The sequence below is a fragment of the Auraticoccus monumenti genome (genome assembly GCF_900101785.1).
Classification (GTDB): Bacteria; Actinomycetota; Actinomycetes; order Propionibacteriales; family Propionibacteriaceae; genus Auraticoccus; species Auraticoccus monumenti.
Genome location: NZ_LT629688.1, coordinates 224849 through 242763, shown reverse-complemented (window position 1 = coordinate 242763; position 17915 = coordinate 224849). Strand labels below are relative to the sequence as shown.

Here is a 17915-nt window from a genome sequence, read left to right as displayed (position 1 = left end):
TGCGGCTGGATCAGGCCGGGACGTCGGTGGTCACGGCGAGGGTGCGGGAGGCCTCCAGGTCCGCGCGCAGGGCCTCGAGCTGGCCCTCGACCAGGCTGAGGGTGTCGGAGCCGAGCAGCTGGTGCAGCGGCGCGTCACCGGACTCGACCACCCGGACGATCGCCGCGGCGGCCCGGGCCGGGTCACCGAGCTGGGTGCCGGGCATGGCCTGGTGGGCGCTGGTCATCTCGCGGATCGACGCGTAGCCCTCGACGGTGTCACCGGGCAGGACCAGGGAGTGCGGGGTGAGGAAGTCGGTGCGCATGTAGCCGGGCTCGACCAGGGTGACCCGGATGCCGAAGCCGGCGACCTCCGCGGCCAGGGAGCCCGTGAGCCCCTCCAGCGCGTGCTTGGCCGCCACGTAGAGCCCCCAGCCGGGGAAGGGCAGCAGGCCGAGCACCGAGGACACGTTGACCAGGTGGCCCGAACCCGCGGCACGCATCGGGGGCAGTGCGGAGCGCAGCACGTTCCAGGTGCCGTGCACCTGCACGTCGAACATGGTGCGGACGTCCTCGGCCGGGGTCTCCTCCACCGCTCCCAGGTAGCCGTAGCCGGCGTTGTTGACCACCACGTCCAGGCCGCCGAAGGTCTCGACGGTCCGGGCGACGGCGGCCTCGACCTCGGTCGGCGAGGTGAGGTCCACCTCCAGCGGCAGCAGGTTCGTCGTCGCGGTGCCGTCGAGGGAGGAGGCCAGCCGCTCGACCGAGCGGGTGGTCGCGGCGACCCGGTCGCCGCGCTCCAGCAGCAGTCGCACGAGCTCGAGGCCGAGTCCGCGCGAGGTGCCGGTGACGAACCAGGTGGCGGGTCGGTCGGTGGGGTAGGACATGGGTTGCTCCTCGGGAGGTGAGTGGTGCTCCGCCGGGTGGCGGGGACACCTCCAGGCTGGTCCCCGGGGAGGGGTTCCGGGGCGCCACAGCCAGCCCGCTCCGACCTGGTCCCGACCCGCCTAGGACGCACCGACCCACCCAGGCGGGCCACCGCCGGGAGGAGGGCGCGTCATGCTGGGGGCATGGCCACCACGAACGAGGAGCTGGCGGACTTCCTGCGCCGGGCGCGTGCCGCCGCCGACCCGGGCCGTGCCGGGCTGCCCGCTGACGGCCGGGTCCGACGCGTGCCGGGGCTGCGTCGGGAGGAGGTGGCGTTCCTGGCCGGGGTGTCCACCGACTACTACACCCGTCTGGAGCAGGGACGCCGGATCGTCCCCTCGGCCGGGGTGCTCGACGCCGTCGCCCGCGCCCTGGGCCTGGACGGGGCCGGCCGCACCCACCTGCACCACCTCGTCGGACCCACCGGTCCCGGACCGCGGCGCGCGCCCGCGGTGCAGCGGGTGCGACCGGGGATTCACCAGCTGCTGGAGTCCCTGGACGCCCAGCCGGCGCTGGTGCTGGGGCGGCGGACCGACGTGCTGGCCAGCAACCGGCTGGCCCGGGCCCTCTTCACCGACGTCGAGGCCGTCCCCCGCCGCCAGCGGAGCTACGCGCGCTGGGTGCTGCTCAGCGACCAGGCCCGCGCGCTGTTCCTGGACTGGGAGGTGCAGGCCCGGGCTGCGGTGGAGAGCCTCCGGCTCGAGGTCGGTCACGACCCGGACGACCGGGCGGGCCGGGAGCTCGTCGCAGAGCTGTCCGCGAGCAGCCCCGAGTTCCGGACCTGGTGGGAGGAGCACCGGGTGCACCAGCGCACCTTCGGCTCCAAGCGGCTGCGGCACCCGGTGGTGGGTGACCTGACGGTGGAGTTCGAGACGCTGACGCTGCCCGGGGACCCGGACCAGACGCTCTTCCTCTACACCGCCGAGCGGGGGTCGACGTCGGAGCAGGCCCTCCGCCTCCTCGCCAGCTGGGCGGCCCCGGCGACCGGCGCCGGACCGGGTCGGAGGTCGGCCGAGGACGGGTCGGCGCGGGAGGCGGCGGAGGAGGCGACCTGACCGTCCAGCCCTGAACCTCCGACGGCGTCCCGGTGCCTCATCGTCGGGTGCGGGAGGTGTCCCCGGTCGGCTGCCGCTACCCGGCCTCGACCAGGACCACCTCCACGCCCGCGTCCCGGAAGGCCTCCAGGGTCGGGGCGGGGGCGTCGTCGGTGGTCACCAGGTGGGTCAGGTCCTCGGGTGCGGCGAACCGGAACGTCGAGGTCCGCTGGAACTTCTCCGGGGTGGCGACCAGGACCCTGCGGCGGGCGACCGACAGGCAGGCCCGCTTGAGCTGGGCGTCGTCGGACGTCGTGGCCGTCAGGCCGTCGGTGGGTGAGGCCGAGCAGGCGCCGAGCACGGCGGTGTCGACGCTGAGCTCCCGGACGGCCGCGACGGCCGCCGCGCCGACCAGGGCGAGGGAGTCCGTCTCCACCGGTCCGCCCGGGACCACGACGCCCACCCCGGGACGGGCGGCCAGCGCCGCCGCCGCGTGCAGCGACAGGGCCATCACCGTCAGCGGCCGCCCCGCCAGGGCGGAGGCCACCGCCAGGCAGGTGGTGCCGTTGTCCAGCACCAGGGACTCCTCGTCCTCCACCAGTCGCGACACGGCGACGGCGAGCCGGCTCTTGCGGTCGTGGTCGGTCTCGAACCTCGTGACGAACGGCATCTGGGTCCCCCGCTTGGCCGCCCGGCGGACGCCTCCGTGGGTCCGGGTGACCGCACCCGTCGCCGCGAGGTCGGCGAGGTCGCGGCGGATGGTCACCGCCGAGGCGCCGGTCAGCCGACCCAGCTCGACCACGCTGACCGGTGCGCCGCCCGAGACCGCCCGCATGATCGCCTTGTGACGAAGTGATCGTTGCACGTGATCATCCAACCACCTAGCGTGCGCGGGTGCCCTCTCTCCGCCCCACACCCCGGCGCGCCCGCCTGGGCGTCTCGCTGATGTTCTTCACCAACGGCGTCCTGCTCGCCGCCCTCCTGCCGCGCTACCCCGAGATCAAGTCCGCCCTCGACCTGAGCGGCACCGGCTTCGGCACCACGGTGGTCGCCTTCCCGCTCGGTGCGATCCTCACCGCCTCCCTGGCCGGCAAGGTCATCCGTGCCCTGGGTGCGCGGCGGGTGACGGCCGTCGGCTCCGTGCTGCTCGCGGCCAGCACCTGGCTGGCCGGGACGAGCGGGTCGACGTGGGCGTTCTTCGCCGCGCTGCTGGTCGCCGGGGCCCTGGACGCCGTGGTCGACGCCGCGCAGAACGTCCACGGCGTGGCGGTGGAGCGCTGGGGCAGGCGCTCGATGATCAACTCCTTCCACGCGCTGTGGAGCCTGGGCGCCGCCTGCGGCGGTGCGGTCGGCGCCTGGGCCGCCGCCTCCGACGTCGCCATCGGCACCCAGATGCTGGTCAACGGGACCGTCTGGTCGGTGGTGGCGGTGCTGGCCTCGGTCCTGGCCGGGGTGCCGGACGCGCAGACGCGCCCGACCCTGGCCGGCGAGGAGGTGCCGGGGGACCGTCCTCGTGCCCGCGCCTGGAGGCTGCTGCTGCCGCTGGTGCTGCTGGCGATCTGCGGCACCCTGGTGGAGGACATCGCCAACAACTGGACCGTGCTGTTCCTGCAGACCGAGACGTCCGCGCCGGAGGTGGTCGCCGGGCTGGGGCTGACCGTCGTGCTGGCCGCGCAGTTCGTGGGGCGCCTGGTGGGGGACCCGATGACCGACCGGTGGGGACGCGCGTCGGTGGCCCGCGCCGGGGGAGTGCTGATCGCGCTCGGGATGCTGGTGGTCGTGCTGCCCGTGCCGCACCCGCTGACGCTGGTCGGTCTCGCGCTGACCGGGTTCGGGAGCGCCACCCTCGTCCCGGCCGCCTTCGCCGCCGCGGACCGGGTCCCGGGTCTGCCCGCGGGGACGGGCATCGCGCTGCTGGGGTGGTTGATGCGGCTGGGGTTCCTGGTCACCTCCCCGGTCGTCGGCGTCGTGTCCGACGCCGTGGACCTGCGCGCCGCCATGCTGCTCCCCCTCGTGGCCGGGGTGGTGGCGGCGGTCCTCGCCCACCGCGTCCGGACGTCCGGGGCCGCGCTCGAGGGCCCGGCCGCCGACCCCGGGCCGGCACCGGGAGGATCATCGACGGCGGGGGAGGCAGGAGCCGTCACGACGCAGGAGGAGAGGTAGGCCGGTGGAGGTCGTCATCATCGGGATCAGCGGTGCGGTCGGTGGGCTGCTCGCGGAGCGGCTGCTGGCGCGCGGGGACACCGTGCGGGGGCTGGTCCGCCGGGAGGCCCAGCGCACCGAGTGGGAGCGGCGCGGGGCCGAGGTCGTGGTGGGTGAGCTGGCGGACTGGGGTGTGCCGGAGCTGGCGGCGCTGCTCGAGGGCGCCGACGCCGTGGTCTACGCCGCCGGCTCGAACGGCGGTCACCGGGACGTGACCACCGCCGTCGACGGCGAGGGGGTGGCCAGGGCGGCCGAGGCGGCCCGGGTCGCCGGGGTCGACCGCTTCCTGCTGGTGTCCGTGCTGCCCGAGTCCTGGCGCGAGCGGGAGCTGGGTGAGGAGGTCGAGTACTACTTCGCCGTCAAGAAGGCCGCCGAGGTCGCCCTGGTCCGCACGGGGCTGGACTGGCTGGTACTCCGCCCCGCGCTGCTCACCGACGACCCGGCCGCCGGCACGGTCTCGCTCGGACCGGCGGAGCTCCACGAGCAGGTGAGCCGGGCCGACGTCGCGACGGTCCTCGCCGCGCTGGTGCACCAGCCGCGCATCCGCCGGCGCATCCTGGAGCTCAACCAGGGCACGACACCGGTGGAGGAGGCCGTCAGCGACGTCGGACGCTGACCGGCCCGACGTCCTGGACGGTTGTGGGGGCGAGTGGCCCGGACGTGCCGGGTCGTCGCCGGTCGAGGCGACCCTGGTCGGCCGGTGGCCACCGGGGGTCCGGGCAGGGTGGTACGGACGTCGCCGGATCGGTGGGGACGTCGCGACGTCCGGTCCGTGGCTCACCGGTGGACCCTCGTGGCGACACGCCTCTGGTCTCCTCGGGCGGACGGCTGCTGCGTCGTCAGCGCGCCGGGAGAGTCGAGGCTGCTGGTTCGCCGGACCCGGGGGCCGGCTGCCGCGAAGCAGGTGGCGGGACGCGCGCCTCCGCCGCGACGGCCGGAGGGGCGAGGAAGGAGAACCGGGCCCGGTAGGCCGAGGGCGTCATCGCGTAGGCGCTGCGGAAGCGTCGTGTGGCGTAGTTCGGGTCGGGCCAGCCGACCGCGCGCCCGATGCCGGCCACGGTGAGGTCGGTGCCGGCCAGCAGGGCGGCCGCCTTCTCGGCCCGGGTGCGGATCAGCCACCGGATGGGCGTGACCCCCACCTGGTCGAGGAAGCGGCGGTGCAGCTGGGACTCCGAGAGCCCCACCTGCCGGGCCAGCTCGCCGACCGTCCAGGGGTGGGCGGGATCTTCCTCCATCACGGTGATGACCTTGCGCACCTCCCGGGTGAGAGACGTCCGGCCCGCCGGGCCTCCCACCTCGCTCGACAGCAGCTCCGAGAGGACGCACGCGAGGAGGCCCAGACGCAGCACACGCTGGGAGGCCCGGTCGTCCCGGGTGGGCCCACGACCCGCCACCTGCTGCACCTGGTCCAGCCACCCGATCACCCGCTCCAGCGCGGCCCCGGTCAGGGGGGCCGTGGACTCGCCGCCGTGGATGAGCGCGTGGGCCAGCGCAGGATGGTCCAGGGTCCAGGACAGCTCCCCGCGGAGCAGCTCGGGGCCGACGTAGAGGTTGTAGACCTCGAGGTCCTGCGGGGCCTCGAACGCGTGCCAGGCACCGGGTCGGACCACCACCACGTCCCCGGGCGAGAGCGTCCGTCGCGTCGCCTGCGTCACGTACCGGCACGCGCCCGACAGCACGACGGCCAGCTCGAGGAAGTCGTGGGTGTGGGGACCCACCGCCGCCCCCACCCGCAGACGTTCGCAGGCCACCGGCACCAGCTGGCCGGCGAAGGCCAGGGCGCGGGTCTGCTGGTGCAGCACGCCAGAGGAGGTCATGCCGCCGAGGTTAGGGGGAGCGGGGTGCAGGATCGTGCTACCCGACGCGACCGTCGTCCTGTCGCGGACCGGGGAGGGTCCGGCAGCGTGGAGCCATCCGCCCACCGCCCAGGTGGCGGCTCGTCACCACCAGGAGCGACCATGAGCACCGACACCACCACGACCACCGCGGGCCACCGCCCGCTGAGCGCGGAGACCGTCGAGCAGTACCGCAGCGACGGCTTCGTCCACCTGCCCGGCGTGCTCACCCCCGAGGAGGTCGTGACGTACCGGGAGGCCGCCCGGCACGTCCACCAGACGGGCACGGCGATGGACGCCGACAACCCGATCTTCCGGCAGGTGGTGAACGTCTGGCAGTCCGACGAGACCCTGCGCGGGCTGACGACGCACCCGCTGCTGGCCCGTCACGCCACCCAGCTCGCCGGCATCCCGTTGCGGCTGTGGCACGACCAGCTGCTGGCCAAGGAGCCCCACAACGGCGCGGCCACCGAGTACCACCAGGACGCCCCCTACTGGCCGCACGCGGGCTCCCGTCACAGCCTGTCGGCCTGGGTGGCCCTGGTCGACGTCCCCGTCGAGCGCGGCTGCATGTCCTTCATCCCGGGCCAGCACGAGCGACGCGACATCCGCCCGGTCGACCTCGCCGACCGCACCGACCTGTTCCAGGCCGCCGCCGACCTGGTCTGGGAACCGCGGGTGACGATCCCGCTGCGGGCCGGCGACGTCACCTTCCACAACGGCTACACACCGCACACCGCCAACCGCAACGACACCGACGAGCTCCGACTCGCCTTCGTCACCATCTACGTCGACCGTGACCTGACCTTCACCGGCACTCCGCACGTGTGCACCGACGGCCTGGGTGTCCCGGTGGGTGCAGGGCTCCCGGACCAGCACTTCCCCCGGTTCGACGACGTCGCCGCCGCTGTCCTCTGACCCGCCCCCAGCCCGAGGGTCCCGCTCCTCGAGCCACCGCTCGGCGGCCGGGGACCTCCGGGCGTCAGCGCGGGCGGACGGCCGCCAGCTGGGCGAGGTGGCGCATCAGGACTTCGGCGGTGTTGTAGACCACCAGCTGCGCGCCGGCCCCGAACGAGGCCGAGGCCTGCTCGGGGGTGAGCACGATGTCCATCCGCAGCGCCCCGTGCGCGGCGACGGCGCGGTGGACGGTGTCCAGGCACTCCTGCAGCGGCGGGTCGTCCCCGGTGCGGGAGGCCGCCAGGTCGGCCGCGCCCACCATCAGACCGTCCAGGCCGGGGACGTCGAGCACCGCGTCGACGGCACGCACCCCGTCGGGGGACTCGATCATCCCGATCACCAGCGCCTGGGCGGCGCGCTCGCGGTGCTCCGCGGCCGGCACCCGGCCGAAGTCGCCGGCCCGGGTGTAGGTGGCGAAGCCGCGGTGCCCGTGCGGCGGGTAGCGCACCGAGTCCACCAGCCGGGTCGCGGTGGCCGGGTCGTCGGTGTGCGGGGCGACCACGCCGGCGGCGCCCTGGTCCAGGGCCCGCAGCACCAGTGCCGGCTCGTCGCTGCCGGTTCGGACCAGGACGTCCACGCCGTGCAGCTGGGCGACGGTGACGTGGCGGCGCAGCTCGACCACGTCGGCCGGGCCGTGCTCGCAGTCGATCAGCACGAAGTCGAAGCCGCTGACCGCGGCCATCTCCAGCAGGTCCTCGCTGGGCAGCCGCAGCAGCACCCCGAGCAGCCGCTCGCCCTCGTCCAGGCGCCGGCGCAGGCGCGGGGCCGGGACACCCATCAGGCCACCATCCCGGCGGAGAGGTCGACGTCGGCGCCGCACATGCCGGGCATCGACAGCATGCCCAGCACGGCCCGGCCGACCTCCTCCTCGGTGACCATCCGACCCAGCGCGGCGCGGGAGACGAAGGCCTCCCGGGCGTCCTCGACCGAGCCCGCCGAGCGCTCGGCCTCCAGCCGGAAGTTGCGCTCCATCCGCGGCCCCTCGACCGGGCCCGGGGAGAGCGAGTTGACGTTCACCCCGGCCGGCCCGACCTCGAAGGCCAGCGTGGACGTCAGCCCGATCACGGCCATCTTGGAGGCGCAGTAGGGGGTTCGGCGCACCAGCGGGCGCTTGCCCGAGACCGAGGCGAGGTTGACCACGTCACCCCGTCCGGCGGCCACCATCGGCGGCAGGAACGCCCGGCACATCAGGAACACCCCGCGGACGTTGACGTCGAAGACCTCGTCCCACTCCTCGACGGCGATCTCAGTCAGCGGGGCCACCGGGCCGGCGATCCCGGCGTTGTTGACCAGCACCGAGACGTCCTCGTCGGCCAGCTCCGCGGCCAGGGCGGCCACCTGGTCGGGGTCGGAGACGTCGGCGGTCGCGCACCGCACCCGGTCCCCGAGACGCTCCGCCACCTGCTCGAGGGTGTCCGTGCGGCGACCGACCAGCAGCACCCGCGCGCCGGCCCCGTGGAGGGCCGTGGCGATGGCCGCGCCCAGGCCGTTGCCGCCGCCGGTGACCAGGGCCGTCCTGCCCTCGAGGGTCGTCGGGCCGGCGGTCATCGGGCGGGGGAGGTGGTCAGGGCGTCGATCCAGTCGAAGCGCTGGCCGGCGTGCTTCCAGGCCCGCACGTCCCCGGAGCGGGCGTGACCCTCGAAGCGCTCCACCCGGGAGGCGCGACCGCAGACCTCGCCGAGCATCCCGCTGGTCTCCTCCGAGCGGACCTCCTGGTAGGTCACGGTCTTCAGGTACTTCCCGACCCACAGCCCGCCGGTGTAGCGCGCCGAACCCAGGGTGGGCAGCACGTGGTTGGTGCCGATCACCTTGTCCCCGTAGGAGACGCAGGTGTTCTCGCCGAGGAACAGGGCGCCGAAGTTGCGCATCTTGTCCAGCGCCTGGCGCGGCTCGGCGGTCAGGATCTGGACGTGCTCGGACGCCAGCGCGTCACCCACCGCGAAGGCCTCGTCGAGGTCGTCGACCACGACCACCTGGCCGTAGTCGCGCCAGGCCGGCTCCGCGTAGTCCCGGGTGGGCATGCCGGGCAGGATCGCCTCGACGTGGGCGATGGTCTGCTCGGCCACCCGCCGGCTGGTGGTGACCAGCACGGCCGGGGACTCGGGGCCGTGCTCGGCCTGGGAGAGCAGGTCCACCGCGCAGACGAAGGGGTCGGCGTCGTCGTCGGCGATGAGCAGCACCTCGGTGGGCCCGGCGAACAGGTCGATGCCCACCTCGCCGAACAGCTGCCGCTTCGCCTCGGCCACGTAGGCGTTGCCGGGCCCGGCGATCATGGCCACCGGCTGCACCGTCTCGGTGCCCACGGCCATCGCGGCCACCGCCTGGACCCCGCCCAGCAGGTAGATCTCGTCCGCGCCGGCCATGGCCATGGCGGCCACGGTGGCGGCCGGGATCTCGCCCTGGATCGGCGGGGTGCAGGCGACGACCCGCGGCACCCCGGCGGCCTTGGCGGTGAGGATCGTCATGTGCGCGGACGCGGTCAGCGGGTACTTGCCGCCGGGGATGTAGGCGCCGGCGGAGTCGATCGGGACCTGCTTGTGACCCAGGAAGACCCCGGGGAGGGTCTCGACCTCGAGGTCGGTGAGAGTGGCGCGCTGGGCCTCGGCGAAGCCGCGCACCTGGTCCTGCACGAAGCGGATGTCGTCGATCACCTGCTGGGGCAGCGTGGCCACGATCTCCGCCACCTGCTCGGGGCTGAGCCGGAAGGACTCCGGGCTCCAGCGGTCGAAGGTCTCGGAGTACCGGCGGACGGCCGCGTCGCCCTCGGACCGCACGTCGGCGATGATCGCCCGCACCCGCTGGCTCACCTCGTCCTGGGCGGTGTCCAGGAAGGACTTGGAGCGGCCGGTCTTGAGGTACTGGGGCACGACGCCTCCTGCGGAGTGTTGGACATACGTATGCTGGGAAGTGAACCCCGGGGTCGGGGCCGACGTCAAGGCCCACGGGAGCCGATCGGTGCCGCGATCGCTGCGGGAGGGGCGCGGGGACCCGCCACTAGGATCCCCCAGACGGTGGGGAGCGGAGGAGCGATGGTCACCAGCCACGACGTGGCGCGCCTGGCGGGGGTCTCGCAGCCCACCGTCTCCCGCGCCCTGCGCGACAGCCCCAAGGTGTCGGAGGAGACCAAGGAGCGGGTGCGCCAGGCGGCCCGGACGCTGGGCTACGTGATCAGCGAGACCGGACGCGCGCTGGCCAGCGGCCGGTCCCGGCGGGTCGGGCTGCTGGTCACCGACCTGGAGAACCAGTTCTACCCCTACGCGATCTCGGCGATGCACCGCCAGCTGGAGTCGATGGACTACCAGCTGATCCTGCACACCGAGTCCTCCGACGGGGAGCGGATCGCCGAGCGGCTCTTCGCCCACAGCCTGGACGGGGTGCTGCTGGCCACCACCACCAGCGACTCCTCTCTCCCGCTGCGGCTGAAGGACCGGGGCGTCCCCTTCGTCTACTTCAACCGGACCGCGGCCAGCGTCGAGGCCGACTCGACCACCGCCGACGCGGTCAACGGCCTCGGCGAGCTGGCCCGGGCCGTGCTGGACCAGGGGCACCGCCGGGTGGCGGCCATCTTCGGCCCCCGCAACACCAGCACCGGTGAGGAGCGCGAGGAGGCGCTGCGGGCGGCGCTGGAGCTGGAGGGTGTCACCGTCCCGGTGGCGCTGACCCGGCGCGGGGCCTTCGACGTGCAGACCGGCTACCGCGGGATGGGTGAGCTGCTGGCCCTGCGCGAGCGACCCACCGTGGTGGTCTGCAGCAACGACGTGGTGGCCCTCGGGGCCCTCAACGCCGCCCACGAGCTGGGGGTACGGGTGCCCGAGGACGTCTCGGTGGTGGGTTTCGACGACCTGCCGCCGGCCCGCTGGCCGATGTTCTCCCTGACCACCGTCGGCTTCGACCTGGCCGCGATGGCGCGGGCCGCGGCGCGGCTGCTGATCGAGCGGGTCGAGGGCGGTGAGACGGCCGGGCCCTTCCGGCACGAGGTCTTCCCCACCTCGCTGGTGCTGCGTCGCACGCTGGGACCGGTGCCCACGCCCTGAGCGGCGGCCACGGCGGTCTTGCGGCCCATGTGTGCATACGCATACCCTGCAAGGGGCGGTGAACGTCGCCGCCCACGACGCGCTGAGGAGTGCACCTGCGATGGCCCTGGACCCAGTCGCCTACCAGCCCTACGCCGACCCCGACGACTTCATCCGCGAGGTCACCGACTTCATCTGGGTGAACCGCGCGATCGGCCACATCCGCGAGAACTACGAGCCGGACTCGATCGTGCACGGGTCCCTCGGCACCGCGGTCGGCCGCGACGAGGTGATCCAGGGGACGTTGATGCGGATCGCCGAGACCCCGGACCGCGTCGGCCAGGCCGAGGACGTGGTCTGGGAGCAGCGCGGTGACGACGCCTTCCTCAGCTCCCACCTGGTGCTCAGCATCGACCCGGCCACCGGGTTCCGCAGCCGGACCGTCGCCAGCTGCCTCTACCGCCGCGGCCGGATGGTGGAGGAGTGGATCGGGCGTGACGGGCTGGCCATCGCCCTGCAGACCGGTCAGGACCCCGACGACCTGGCCCGGGTGAAGAAGTTCCGGGGCTTCACCGGCTCGATGACCCGCCCGCCGCTGCCCGACATCACCCGCGAGGGCGACTCCGGGCCGCGTCCGGACGACTTCCGCCCCGAGGTCGAGATGGTGCTGGAGTTCCTGGAGCGGGTCTGGAACCAGCGCGAGCTCGAGCAGGTGCAGAACTTCTGGGAGCGCGACCTGGTCCTGCACGACATCGGCGACCGCACCGTGATCCGTCCCGAGGGGTACCGGCGGTCGCTGCTGAACCTGCTGCGCCGCTTCCCCGCCGCGACCTTCCAGTGGCGCGACGTGCAGACCCACCACGACGAGCGCTACGCCGGGCTGCGGATCGCCGTCACCTGGAAGATGGACGGCGTCTACGACGGGCTGCCCGACTACGGGCCGCTGACCGGTTCCCCGGTCGAGGTGCTCGGCGTCTCCCAGTTCCTGGTGCAGCGCGGACGCCTGGTGCGCGAGATGCGTCTCTACGACGACCTGGCCATCCGGACCCAGATCCTCTCCGCCCGCGGGGACACCGCCTACGACAGCCCGAACATCTACTGACCACCGGCCCGCCCGACCGTCTCGCGAGGAGACCGACATGACCGACCTGATCGACCGTCCCGCCAGCTCGTCCCCGGACGCGGACGAGGTGGCCCGCCGCCTCATCCGCCGCTCGGACTGGGTGCCCTGCAACTCCGCCTTCATCGACTGCCGCACCCCGGGCTCGGACCGCAAGTCCAACTACGCCTTCATCGGCCCCGGTGTCTCCCAGAACAGCAACCAGTACGTGAACCTGACCGACCCGCACGGGTTCAACATGGGCGCGGCCGGGATGCCGAACGGGGTCAGCAACAACCTGCACCTGCACTTCACCGCCGAGGTCTTCATCAACATGGGCGGGGAGTTCCTGATCCGCTGGGGCGCGGACGGCACGGAGGGGGAGTACCTCTGCACCGACGGCGACATCATCTCGGTGCCCACCTGGGCCTTCCGCGGGTTCACCAACGTCGGGCCCGACGAGGGCATCCTGCTGACGATCCTCGGCCACGACGTGACCGGCGGCATCATCTGGGGTCCCGCGGTGCTGCGCGAGGCGGAGTCCTACGGGCTGCACCTGACCGCGGACAACCAGCTGATCGACACGGTGGCCGGTGACGTGCTGCCCGACGACGTGGCCCTGATCAAGCCCATGCCGCAGGAGCAGATCGACGCCCTGGAGCACTGGCCGGCGGAGCAGATGCTCACCCGCGTGGTCCAGCCCGGGGACCGCCGGTACAGCGAGCGCGGTCTGCTCTGCCAGGACCTGCCCGGTGGCGGAGCCCGGCTCAGCCTGGTCATCGGCTACGGGATGAGCGAGGACCGTCGCGCCCAGCCCCGGCTGACCGAGCCGCACACCTTCAACGTGGCCTGGCTCAAGGCCACTCCCGGCGAGGGCGTGCTGCGCCACCGCCACGACCGCACCTCGGTGCTGATGGCCAAGTCGGGCCGCTGGCAGGTGGTGCTCGGCGACGAGACCGTGGTGCTCGACCCCGACGACATGCTGTCGGTGCCGCAGGGCGCGTGGCGCTCCTTCCAGCTGCTGGAGGAGGCCGGCACCGCGGCCGAGGCGGGCACCGGGGAGCTGCTGGTGGTCAACGGCGGCGACGACCGGGTCCGGCTGGAGTGGGACGACGAGGTGGTCCGCGCCGCGGAGCAGGGCGGCTGGGTGCTCGACCCCAACGGCTACCTCGCCCCCGCCGCGGTGATGCGAACCGCCACCGAGGACGACTGAGCCGGTGGTCGCCGAGGCAGGGGAGCACCCGGACCGGGGCGAGGACGTCCCCGCGCCCTGGACGGTGGCGGTCTGCCAGGTGCAGATCGACACCGACGACCCGGCGGCCACCCGTGCGGCGGCCGAGGACGCCCTGCACCGGGCACTGGCCGCCGGGGCCCGGCTGGTGGTGCTCCCCGAGCTGCTGCTGAGCGGCTACCTGATGGCCGACCCGGCTGAGGCCCGCTCGCGCGCGGAGACCGTGGAGGACGGCCCGACGCTGGCCCTGCTCCGCTCCGTCGACGCCCCCGCCGGCACCGTGCTGGTGGCGGGGCTGTGCGAGCTGGGCGGGGACGGCCGGCTGTACAACTCCGTGGTGCTGGTGCAGGACGGCGAGGTCCTCGCGGTGCACCGCAAGACGCACCTGTGGGGGGCCGAGTCGCTGCTGTTCACCCCCGGGGACGCGGTCTCCCCGGTGGTGCCCACGGTGCTCGGGCGGATCGGGCTCGCCATCTGCTACGAGATCGAGTTCCCCGAGTGGGTCCGCGACATGGCCCTCCGCGGCGCCGACCTGGTGGCGGCCCCCAGCAACTGGCCGGCCGCGGACCCGTTCCACGACGTGCACGTGGTCACCGAGGTCGTCCAGGCCCGTGCGGCCGCGGCCAGCTCGGGCCTCTACGTGGCCGTGGCCGACCGCTGCGGCACCGAACGGGGCACGGACTGGATCGGCGGCAGCCTGGTGACCGACCCGGGCGGCGCCCTGCTCACCCCGGCGGCCCTCGGCGGGCCGGCGGTGCTCACCGCGGAGGTGGACCCGGCGCGCAGCCGGGACAAGCGGCGCGGGCCGTACAACGACCTGATCGGCGACCGACGGGTCGACCTGTACCGGCCCGACCTGAGGTGAGCGCGCCCCTGGTCCGGCTGCCGGGGATGCTGCTGGACCACCGTCTCTGGTCCGGGCTGCCCCCGCGGGAGGGGGTGCTGGACCTGCCGCTGCGGGGGAGCACCCTGGACGAGGCGGTGGAGGCGGTGCTGGCCGCCGCACCCCCGCGGTTCGCGCTGGCCGGGCTCTCCCTCGGCGGGGTCGTGGCCATGGCGCTGGTGGCGCGGGCGCCCGAGCGGGTCCGGCGGCTGGTGCTGCTGGGCTGCAACGGCCGCGCCCCGACCCGGGCCCAGCGTGACGGGTGGGACGTCCTCGAGACCCGGACCCGCGCCGGCGAGCTGACCCGGATCACCCCCGACACCCTGTGGCCCGGCCTCGTCGCCGCGTCCCGCCGGGACGACCCCGTGCTGGCGGAGCTGGTCGCCGCGATGGCCGCCGACACCGGCGAGACGGCGTTCCTGGACCAGCTGGGGGTGCAGCGCAGCCGGGTGGACCTGCGCCCCGGGCTGGCGTCCTACCCGGGGCCGGCGACGGTCGTCGTCGGGTCCGCGGACGCGCTGTGCTCGCTCGAGATGCACGTCGAGATCGCCGATGCCCTGCCCGCAGCCGAGCTCGTCGTGCTGCCGGGCGTCGGTCACCTCGCGCCGCTGGAGGCCCCGGACGAGGTCGACGCGCTGCTCCACCCTGGAGGGGGCTGACGGCCTCGGCGGACGGATTCTGAGGGTCAGTGGGCTCGAGGCCGGACGACGACCCCGTCACCGCGCGGGTCGCACCTGCTGGTCCGCGGACCGACCCTCAGAATCCGCTCGGAGCGTCGTCGTCCCGGCTCCGCTCGCCGCGCGACGGAAGCCGTTCGCCGTCGGCTCGTCGCGGGCCGTTGGCTCGTGGGACGGGGCGCACCCGTCAGCGGGCTCAGATGGTGAGGGTGGTGTCCTCACCGACCGGGACGCCGAGGGTGTCGAGCGCGGTCTGCAGCACCGACTGGACCGCCAGGGTGTCGTCCAGGCCCATCACGTCGCTCTCGGTGAGCCCCTCGGCCAGGCAGCGTCCGACCTCGTCGATCTCGTGGCAGTAGCCGCGGCCGGTCGCCGGGAGCGTCAGGGTCTCCGGCTCCGCGTCGTGGCGCCGCAGCACCAGGCTGGAGGGGTGGTGGAACCGCGGCTCGATCTCCAGGCTGCCACCGGTCCCCATCAGCACCGCGCGACCCGCGGTCCCCGACTCCAGCGAGGCCACCAGGGACGCCGACCGGCCGTCGCCGTAGGCCAGCAGGTAGCTGACCGTGGCGTCCACCCCGTTGGGGTAGGTGGTCCCGGTCACCTGCACGGTGTCGGGGGTGCCGAGGAAGTGCTGGGCCACGCTGACCACGTAGACGCCGAGGTCGAGGGTGGCGCCGCCGCCCAGCTCGGGGGAGAAGAGCCGGTCCGACGGGTCGTAGGGGCGCTGGGCGCCGAGGTCGGCCTGGACGGCGCGCAGCTCGCCGATCGCCCCCTCGGCCACCAGCTCGCGGGCCCGCACCACCGCCGGCTGGAACCGCGTCCACATGGCCTCCATGCAAAACACCCCGGCGGAGCGGGCGGCCGCGACGACCTCCTCGGCCCCGGCCAGCGTGGCCGTGAAGGCCTTCTCCACCAGCAGCGCCTTGTCGGCCTCGATCGCGGCCAGCGCCAGCCGGTGGTGCTGCGGGTGGGGGGTCGCGACGTAGACCGCGTCGACGTCGGGGTCCTCGAGGAGAGCACGGTAGGAGCCGTGCGAGCGCGCGATGCCGTGCTCGGCGGCGAAGGCGTCAGCGCTCTCCTGCCGCCGCGAGCCGACGGCGACCAGCTCCGCGTCGACGGCGTTGGCGAAGTCCGGTGCGAAGGAGGCCGCCATCCGGCCGGTCCCTGCGATGGCCCAGCGAGTCGTCATGCCTCGACCCTACCGAGGCCGGCGGGTCCGGGCGGGCGCCCGTCAGGGGCGGCGGCCGAGCGCGGGACGGTCGTCCTCGTCGTCGTCGTCGTCGTCCTCGTCGTCACCGCCGGGCTCACCGTCCTCGTTCAGACCGAACAGGCCGAGCAGCCAGGGGGTGACGAAGATCGGGATGAAGACGAACCACCAGAACGAGCCCCAGCCGAGGAGGGTCGCGCCGATGATGGCGGCCGGCCAGGAGAGGCCGGCCAGGACCCGGCCGAAGGTGACCAGACCGGGGGAGGGGCCGGTGGCCACCGGAGCCGCTGGGCGGACCACCAGCGCCGAGGAGGCGGGGTCGGCGTCCACACGGGGCTCGGGCAGGTCCTCGAACAGGGGGACGAGCTCCGGGGCGGTGCGCGCCTGCAGGGCCAGGCTCATGCGCTCGTCGAACTCGACCGCGGTCAGCCGTCCGACGGCGTGGTGCTCCTGGAGGTACTGCACCGCCAGGTCGCGCTCGGAGTCGCCGATGCGCCGGGCGGGGCGTGCGCTGTCGGCCATGGGGGACATTGTGCCCCGCGCCCTGACCACCTGCTGGCGGGGCCGTGCTCGGGACCGGGCGCGTGGCACAGTGTCCGCGTGAGTCGAGTCGTGCAGAAGTTCGGGGGATCCTCCGTCGCGGACGCCGAGAGCATCAAGCGCGTCGCCCGTCGGGTCCTGGCCACCAAGCAGCAGGGCCACGAGGTCGTGGTCGTGATCTCCGCCATGGGGGACACCACCGACGAGCTGATGGACCTCGCGCTGCAGGTCTCGCCGATGCCCGCCCCGCGCGAGCTGGACATGCTGCTGACCAGCGGTGAGCGGATGAGCGCGGCGCTGCTGGCCATGGCCATCGGCGACCTGGGCGCCACCGCCCGCTCCTTCACCGGCTCCCAGGCCGGGGTGATCACCACCGGGACCCACGGCAACGCCCGCATCATCGACATCACCCCCGGCCGGATCGAGTCCGCCCTGGACGAGGGTGACGTGGTGATCGTGGCCGGGTTCCAGGGCGTCTCCCAGGACACCAAGGACATCACCACCCTCGGTCGCGGCGCCTCCGACACCACCGCGGTGGCCCTCGCCGCCGCCCTGGGTGCGGAGTTCTGCGAGATCTACACCGACGTCGACGGCGTCTACACCGCCGACCCCCGCATCGTGCCCAGCGCCCGGCAGATCCCCGAGATCAGCTACGAGGAGATGCTGGAGATGGCGGCCTGCGGGGCCAAGATCCTGCACCTGCGCTGCGTCGAGTACGCCCGTCGGGAGACGGTCCCCGTGCACGTCCGCTCCTCGTTCTCCGACAAGGCCGGAACCTGGGTCAAGGACCTCACCGACAGACAAGGACCGCTGATGGAACAGGCACTCATCTCCGGCGTCGCCCACGACCGCGGCGAGGCGAAGATCACCATCACCGGTGTCCCCGACCGGATCGGGGAGGCCGCGCGCATCTTCCAGACGATCGCGGCCCAGGAGGTGAACATCGACATGATCGTGCAGAACGTCTCCCACGTGGACACCTCCCGCACCGACATCTCCTTCACGCTGCCCAAGACCGACGGCCGCGAGGCCGTGCAGGCGCTCCAGGCCATCCAGGAGGAGGTCGGGTTCGAGGACCTCCTCTACAACGACCAGATCGGCAAGGTGTCGGTGATCGGCGTGGGGATGCGCTCCCACCCGGGGGTGACGGCCAGGTTCTTCAGCGCGCTGGCCGAGGCCGACGTCAACATCGAGATGATCAGCACGTCGGAGATCCGGATCTCGGTGGTGGTGGACGCCGAGCGCGTGGACGCCGCCGTCCGGGCCGCCCACACCGCCTTCGGCCTGGACGCGGAGTCCGAGGCGGTCGTCTACGCCGGCACCGGGCGCTGA

At 73.9% G+C, this 17915-nt stretch carries 18 protein-coding genes; 10 read left to right on the top strand and 8 right to left on the bottom strand.

Features of this window, described 5'->3' with window-relative positions:
- Positions 1 to 10 precede the first annotated feature (10 nt).
- A complete protein-coding gene (locus BLT52_RS01145) occupies positions 11 to 865 on the bottom strand; it encodes an SDR family NAD(P)-dependent oxidoreductase (protein ID WP_090589831.1) in 855 nt (284 codons plus the stop codon).
- A 183-nt stretch (positions 866 to 1048) separates the two neighbouring features.
- On the opposite strand from BLT52_RS01145, the gene BLT52_RS01140 reads away from it, so the two are divergent.
- The gene (locus BLT52_RS01140) at positions 1049 to 1960 is read left to right on the top strand and encodes a helix-turn-helix domain-containing protein (protein ID WP_090589829.1); all 912 of its coding nucleotides are present in this window, start codon (positions 1049 to 1051) and stop codon (positions 1958 to 1960) included.
- Positions 1961 to 2036: 76 nt separating this feature from the next.
- On the opposite strand, the gene BLT52_RS01135 is transcribed toward BLT52_RS01140, so the two are convergent.
- Entirely contained in the window at positions 2037 to 2804 is a 768-nt protein-coding gene (locus tag BLT52_RS01135; RefSeq protein WP_090589827.1) for a DeoR/GlpR family DNA-binding transcription regulator, read from the bottom strand.
- A gap of 29 nt (positions 2805 to 2833) precedes the next feature.
- Between BLT52_RS01135 and BLT52_RS01130 the strand changes: the two genes are divergently transcribed.
- Positions 2834 to 4102: an MFS transporter gene (locus BLT52_RS01130; RefSeq protein ID WP_197679143.1), complete on the top strand. Its 1269-nt coding sequence runs from the start codon at positions 2834 to 2836 to the stop codon at positions 4100 to 4102.
- Positions 4103 to 4106: 4 nt separating this feature from the next.
- Positions 4107 to 4757, top strand: coding sequence for an NAD(P)H-binding protein (locus BLT52_RS01125; protein WP_090589823.1), 651 nt, complete (start codon positions 4107 to 4109; stop codon positions 4755 to 4757).
- A gap of 223 nt (positions 4758 to 4980) precedes the next feature.
- Here the strand turns inward: BLT52_RS01125 and BLT52_RS01120 are convergent, their stop codons facing one another.
- Positions 4981 to 5958: a helix-turn-helix transcriptional regulator gene (locus tag BLT52_RS01120; RefSeq protein ID WP_090589821.1), complete on the bottom strand. Its 978-nt coding sequence runs from the start codon at positions 5956 to 5958 to the stop codon at positions 4981 to 4983.
- Between the two features lie 141 nt (positions 5959 to 6099).
- On the opposite strand from BLT52_RS01120, the gene BLT52_RS01115 reads away from it, so the two are divergent.
- The gene (locus BLT52_RS01115; RefSeq protein WP_090589819.1) at positions 6100 to 6894 is read left to right on the top strand and encodes a phytanoyl-CoA dioxygenase family protein; all 795 of its coding nucleotides are present in this window, start codon (positions 6100 to 6102) and stop codon (positions 6892 to 6894) included.
- Positions 6895 to 6958: 64 nt separating this feature from the next.
- Here the strand turns inward: BLT52_RS01115 and BLT52_RS01110 are convergent, their stop codons facing one another.
- From BLT52_RS01110 to hisD, 3 genes are read right to left on the bottom strand one after another with little or no spacing between them, the layout of a single operon-like run.
- The gene (locus tag BLT52_RS01110; protein WP_090589816.1) at positions 6959 to 7711 is read right to left on the bottom strand and encodes an HpcH/HpaI aldolase family protein; all 753 of its coding nucleotides are present in this window, start codon (positions 7709 to 7711) and stop codon (positions 6959 to 6961) included.
- Positions 7711 to 8481 (bottom strand): SDR family NAD(P)-dependent oxidoreductase, encoded by a 771-nt coding sequence (locus tag BLT52_RS01105; RefSeq protein ID WP_090589814.1) that lies wholly within the window; start codon positions 8479 to 8481, stop codon positions 7711 to 7713. The genes BLT52_RS01110 and BLT52_RS01105 overlap by 1 nt, the downstream gene beginning before the upstream one ends.
- Positions 8478 to 9800, bottom strand: a complete 1323-nt coding sequence (gene hisD / locus BLT52_RS01100) for a histidinol dehydrogenase (RefSeq protein ID WP_090589812.1) — start codon at positions 9798 to 9800, stop codon at positions 8478 to 8480. Before hisD ends, BLT52_RS01105 begins: the two co-directional genes overlap by 4 nt.
- Before the next feature lie 162 nt (positions 9801 to 9962).
- Between hisD and BLT52_RS01095 the strand changes: the two genes are divergently transcribed.
- The 5 genes from BLT52_RS01095 to BLT52_RS01075 all read left to right on the top strand — a co-directional run bounded on the left by BLT52_RS01095 (position 9963) and on the right by BLT52_RS01075 (position 14818).
- A complete protein-coding gene (locus tag BLT52_RS01095) occupies positions 9963 to 10967 on the top strand; it encodes a LacI family DNA-binding transcriptional regulator (RefSeq protein ID WP_090589808.1) in 1005 nt (334 codons plus the stop codon).
- Positions 10968 to 11067: 100 nt separating this feature from the next.
- Complete coding sequence (locus BLT52_RS01090; RefSeq protein ID WP_090589806.1) at positions 11068 to 12048, top strand: ester cyclase; 981 nt, start codon at positions 11068 to 11070, stop codon at positions 12046 to 12048.
- Between the two features lie 37 nt (positions 12049 to 12085).
- A complete protein-coding gene (locus tag BLT52_RS01085; RefSeq protein ID WP_090589805.1) occupies positions 12086 to 13258 on the top strand; it encodes a cupin domain-containing protein in 1173 nt (390 codons plus the stop codon).
- Positions 13259 to 13262: 4 nt separating this feature from the next.
- The gene (locus BLT52_RS01080; RefSeq protein WP_090589802.1) at positions 13263 to 14141 is read left to right on the top strand and encodes a nitrilase-related carbon-nitrogen hydrolase; all 879 of its coding nucleotides are present in this window, start codon (positions 13263 to 13265) and stop codon (positions 14139 to 14141) included.
- A complete protein-coding gene (locus tag BLT52_RS01075) occupies positions 14138 to 14818 on the top strand; it encodes an alpha/beta fold hydrolase (RefSeq protein WP_090589800.1) in 681 nt (226 codons plus the stop codon). Before BLT52_RS01080 ends, BLT52_RS01075 begins: the two co-directional genes overlap by 4 nt.
- 214 nt (positions 14819 to 15032) lie before the next feature.
- On the opposite strand, the gene BLT52_RS01070 is transcribed toward BLT52_RS01075, so the two are convergent.
- Both BLT52_RS01070 and BLT52_RS01065 read right to left on the bottom strand, forming a co-directional pair.
- Positions 15033 to 16025, bottom strand: a complete 993-nt coding sequence (locus BLT52_RS01070; RefSeq protein WP_090589798.1) for a Gfo/Idh/MocA family protein — start codon at positions 16023 to 16025, stop codon at positions 15033 to 15035.
- 42 nt (positions 16026 to 16067) lie between these two features.
- Positions 16068 to 16565 (bottom strand): DUF1707 SHOCT-like domain-containing protein, encoded by a 498-nt coding sequence (locus BLT52_RS01065; protein WP_172803966.1) that lies wholly within the window; start codon positions 16563 to 16565, stop codon positions 16068 to 16070.
- 78 nt (positions 16566 to 16643) lie between these two features.
- On the opposite strand from BLT52_RS01065, the gene BLT52_RS01060 reads away from it, so the two are divergent.
- Positions 16644 to 17915, top strand: a complete 1272-nt coding sequence (locus tag BLT52_RS01060; RefSeq protein ID WP_090589794.1) for an aspartate kinase — start codon at positions 16644 to 16646, stop codon at positions 17913 to 17915.

Coding starts and splice junctions, on each gene's coding strand:
- BLT52_RS01145 (WP_090589831.1), bottom strand. CDS start 865: ATGTCCTACCCCACCGACCGACCCGCCACCTGGTTCGTCACCGGCACC.
- BLT52_RS01140 (WP_090589829.1), top strand. CDS start 1,049: ATGGCCACCACGAACGAGGAGCTGGCGGACTTCCTGCGCCGGGCGCGT.
- BLT52_RS01120 (WP_090589821.1), bottom strand. CDS start 5,958: ATGACCTCCTCTGGCGTGCTGCACCAGCAGACCCGCGCCCTGGCCTTC.
- BLT52_RS01115 (WP_090589819.1), top strand. CDS start 6,100: ATGAGCACCGACACCACCACGACCACCGCGGGCCACCGCCCGCTGAGC.
- BLT52_RS01110 (WP_090589816.1), bottom strand. CDS start 7,711: ATGGGTGTCCCGGCCCCGCGCCTGCGCCGGCGCCTGGACGAGGGCGAG.
- BLT52_RS01105 (WP_090589814.1), bottom strand. CDS start 8,481: ATGACCGCCGGCCCGACGACCCTCGAGGGCAGGACGGCCCTGGTCACC.
- BLT52_RS01095 (WP_090589808.1), top strand. CDS start 9,963: ATGGTCACCAGCCACGACGTGGCGCGCCTGGCGGGGGTCTCGCAGCCC.
- BLT52_RS01090 (WP_090589806.1), top strand. CDS start 11,068: ATGGCCCTGGACCCAGTCGCCTACCAGCCCTACGCCGACCCCGACGAC.
- BLT52_RS01085 (WP_090589805.1), top strand. CDS start 12,086: ATGACCGACCTGATCGACCGTCCCGCCAGCTCGTCCCCGGACGCGGAC.
- BLT52_RS01070 (WP_090589798.1), bottom strand. CDS start 16,025: ATGACGACTCGCTGGGCCATCGCAGGGACCGGCCGGATGGCGGCCTCC.
- BLT52_RS01065 (WP_172803966.1), bottom strand. CDS start 16,565: ATGGCCGACAGCGCACGCCCCGCCCGGCGCATCGGCGACTCCGAGCGC.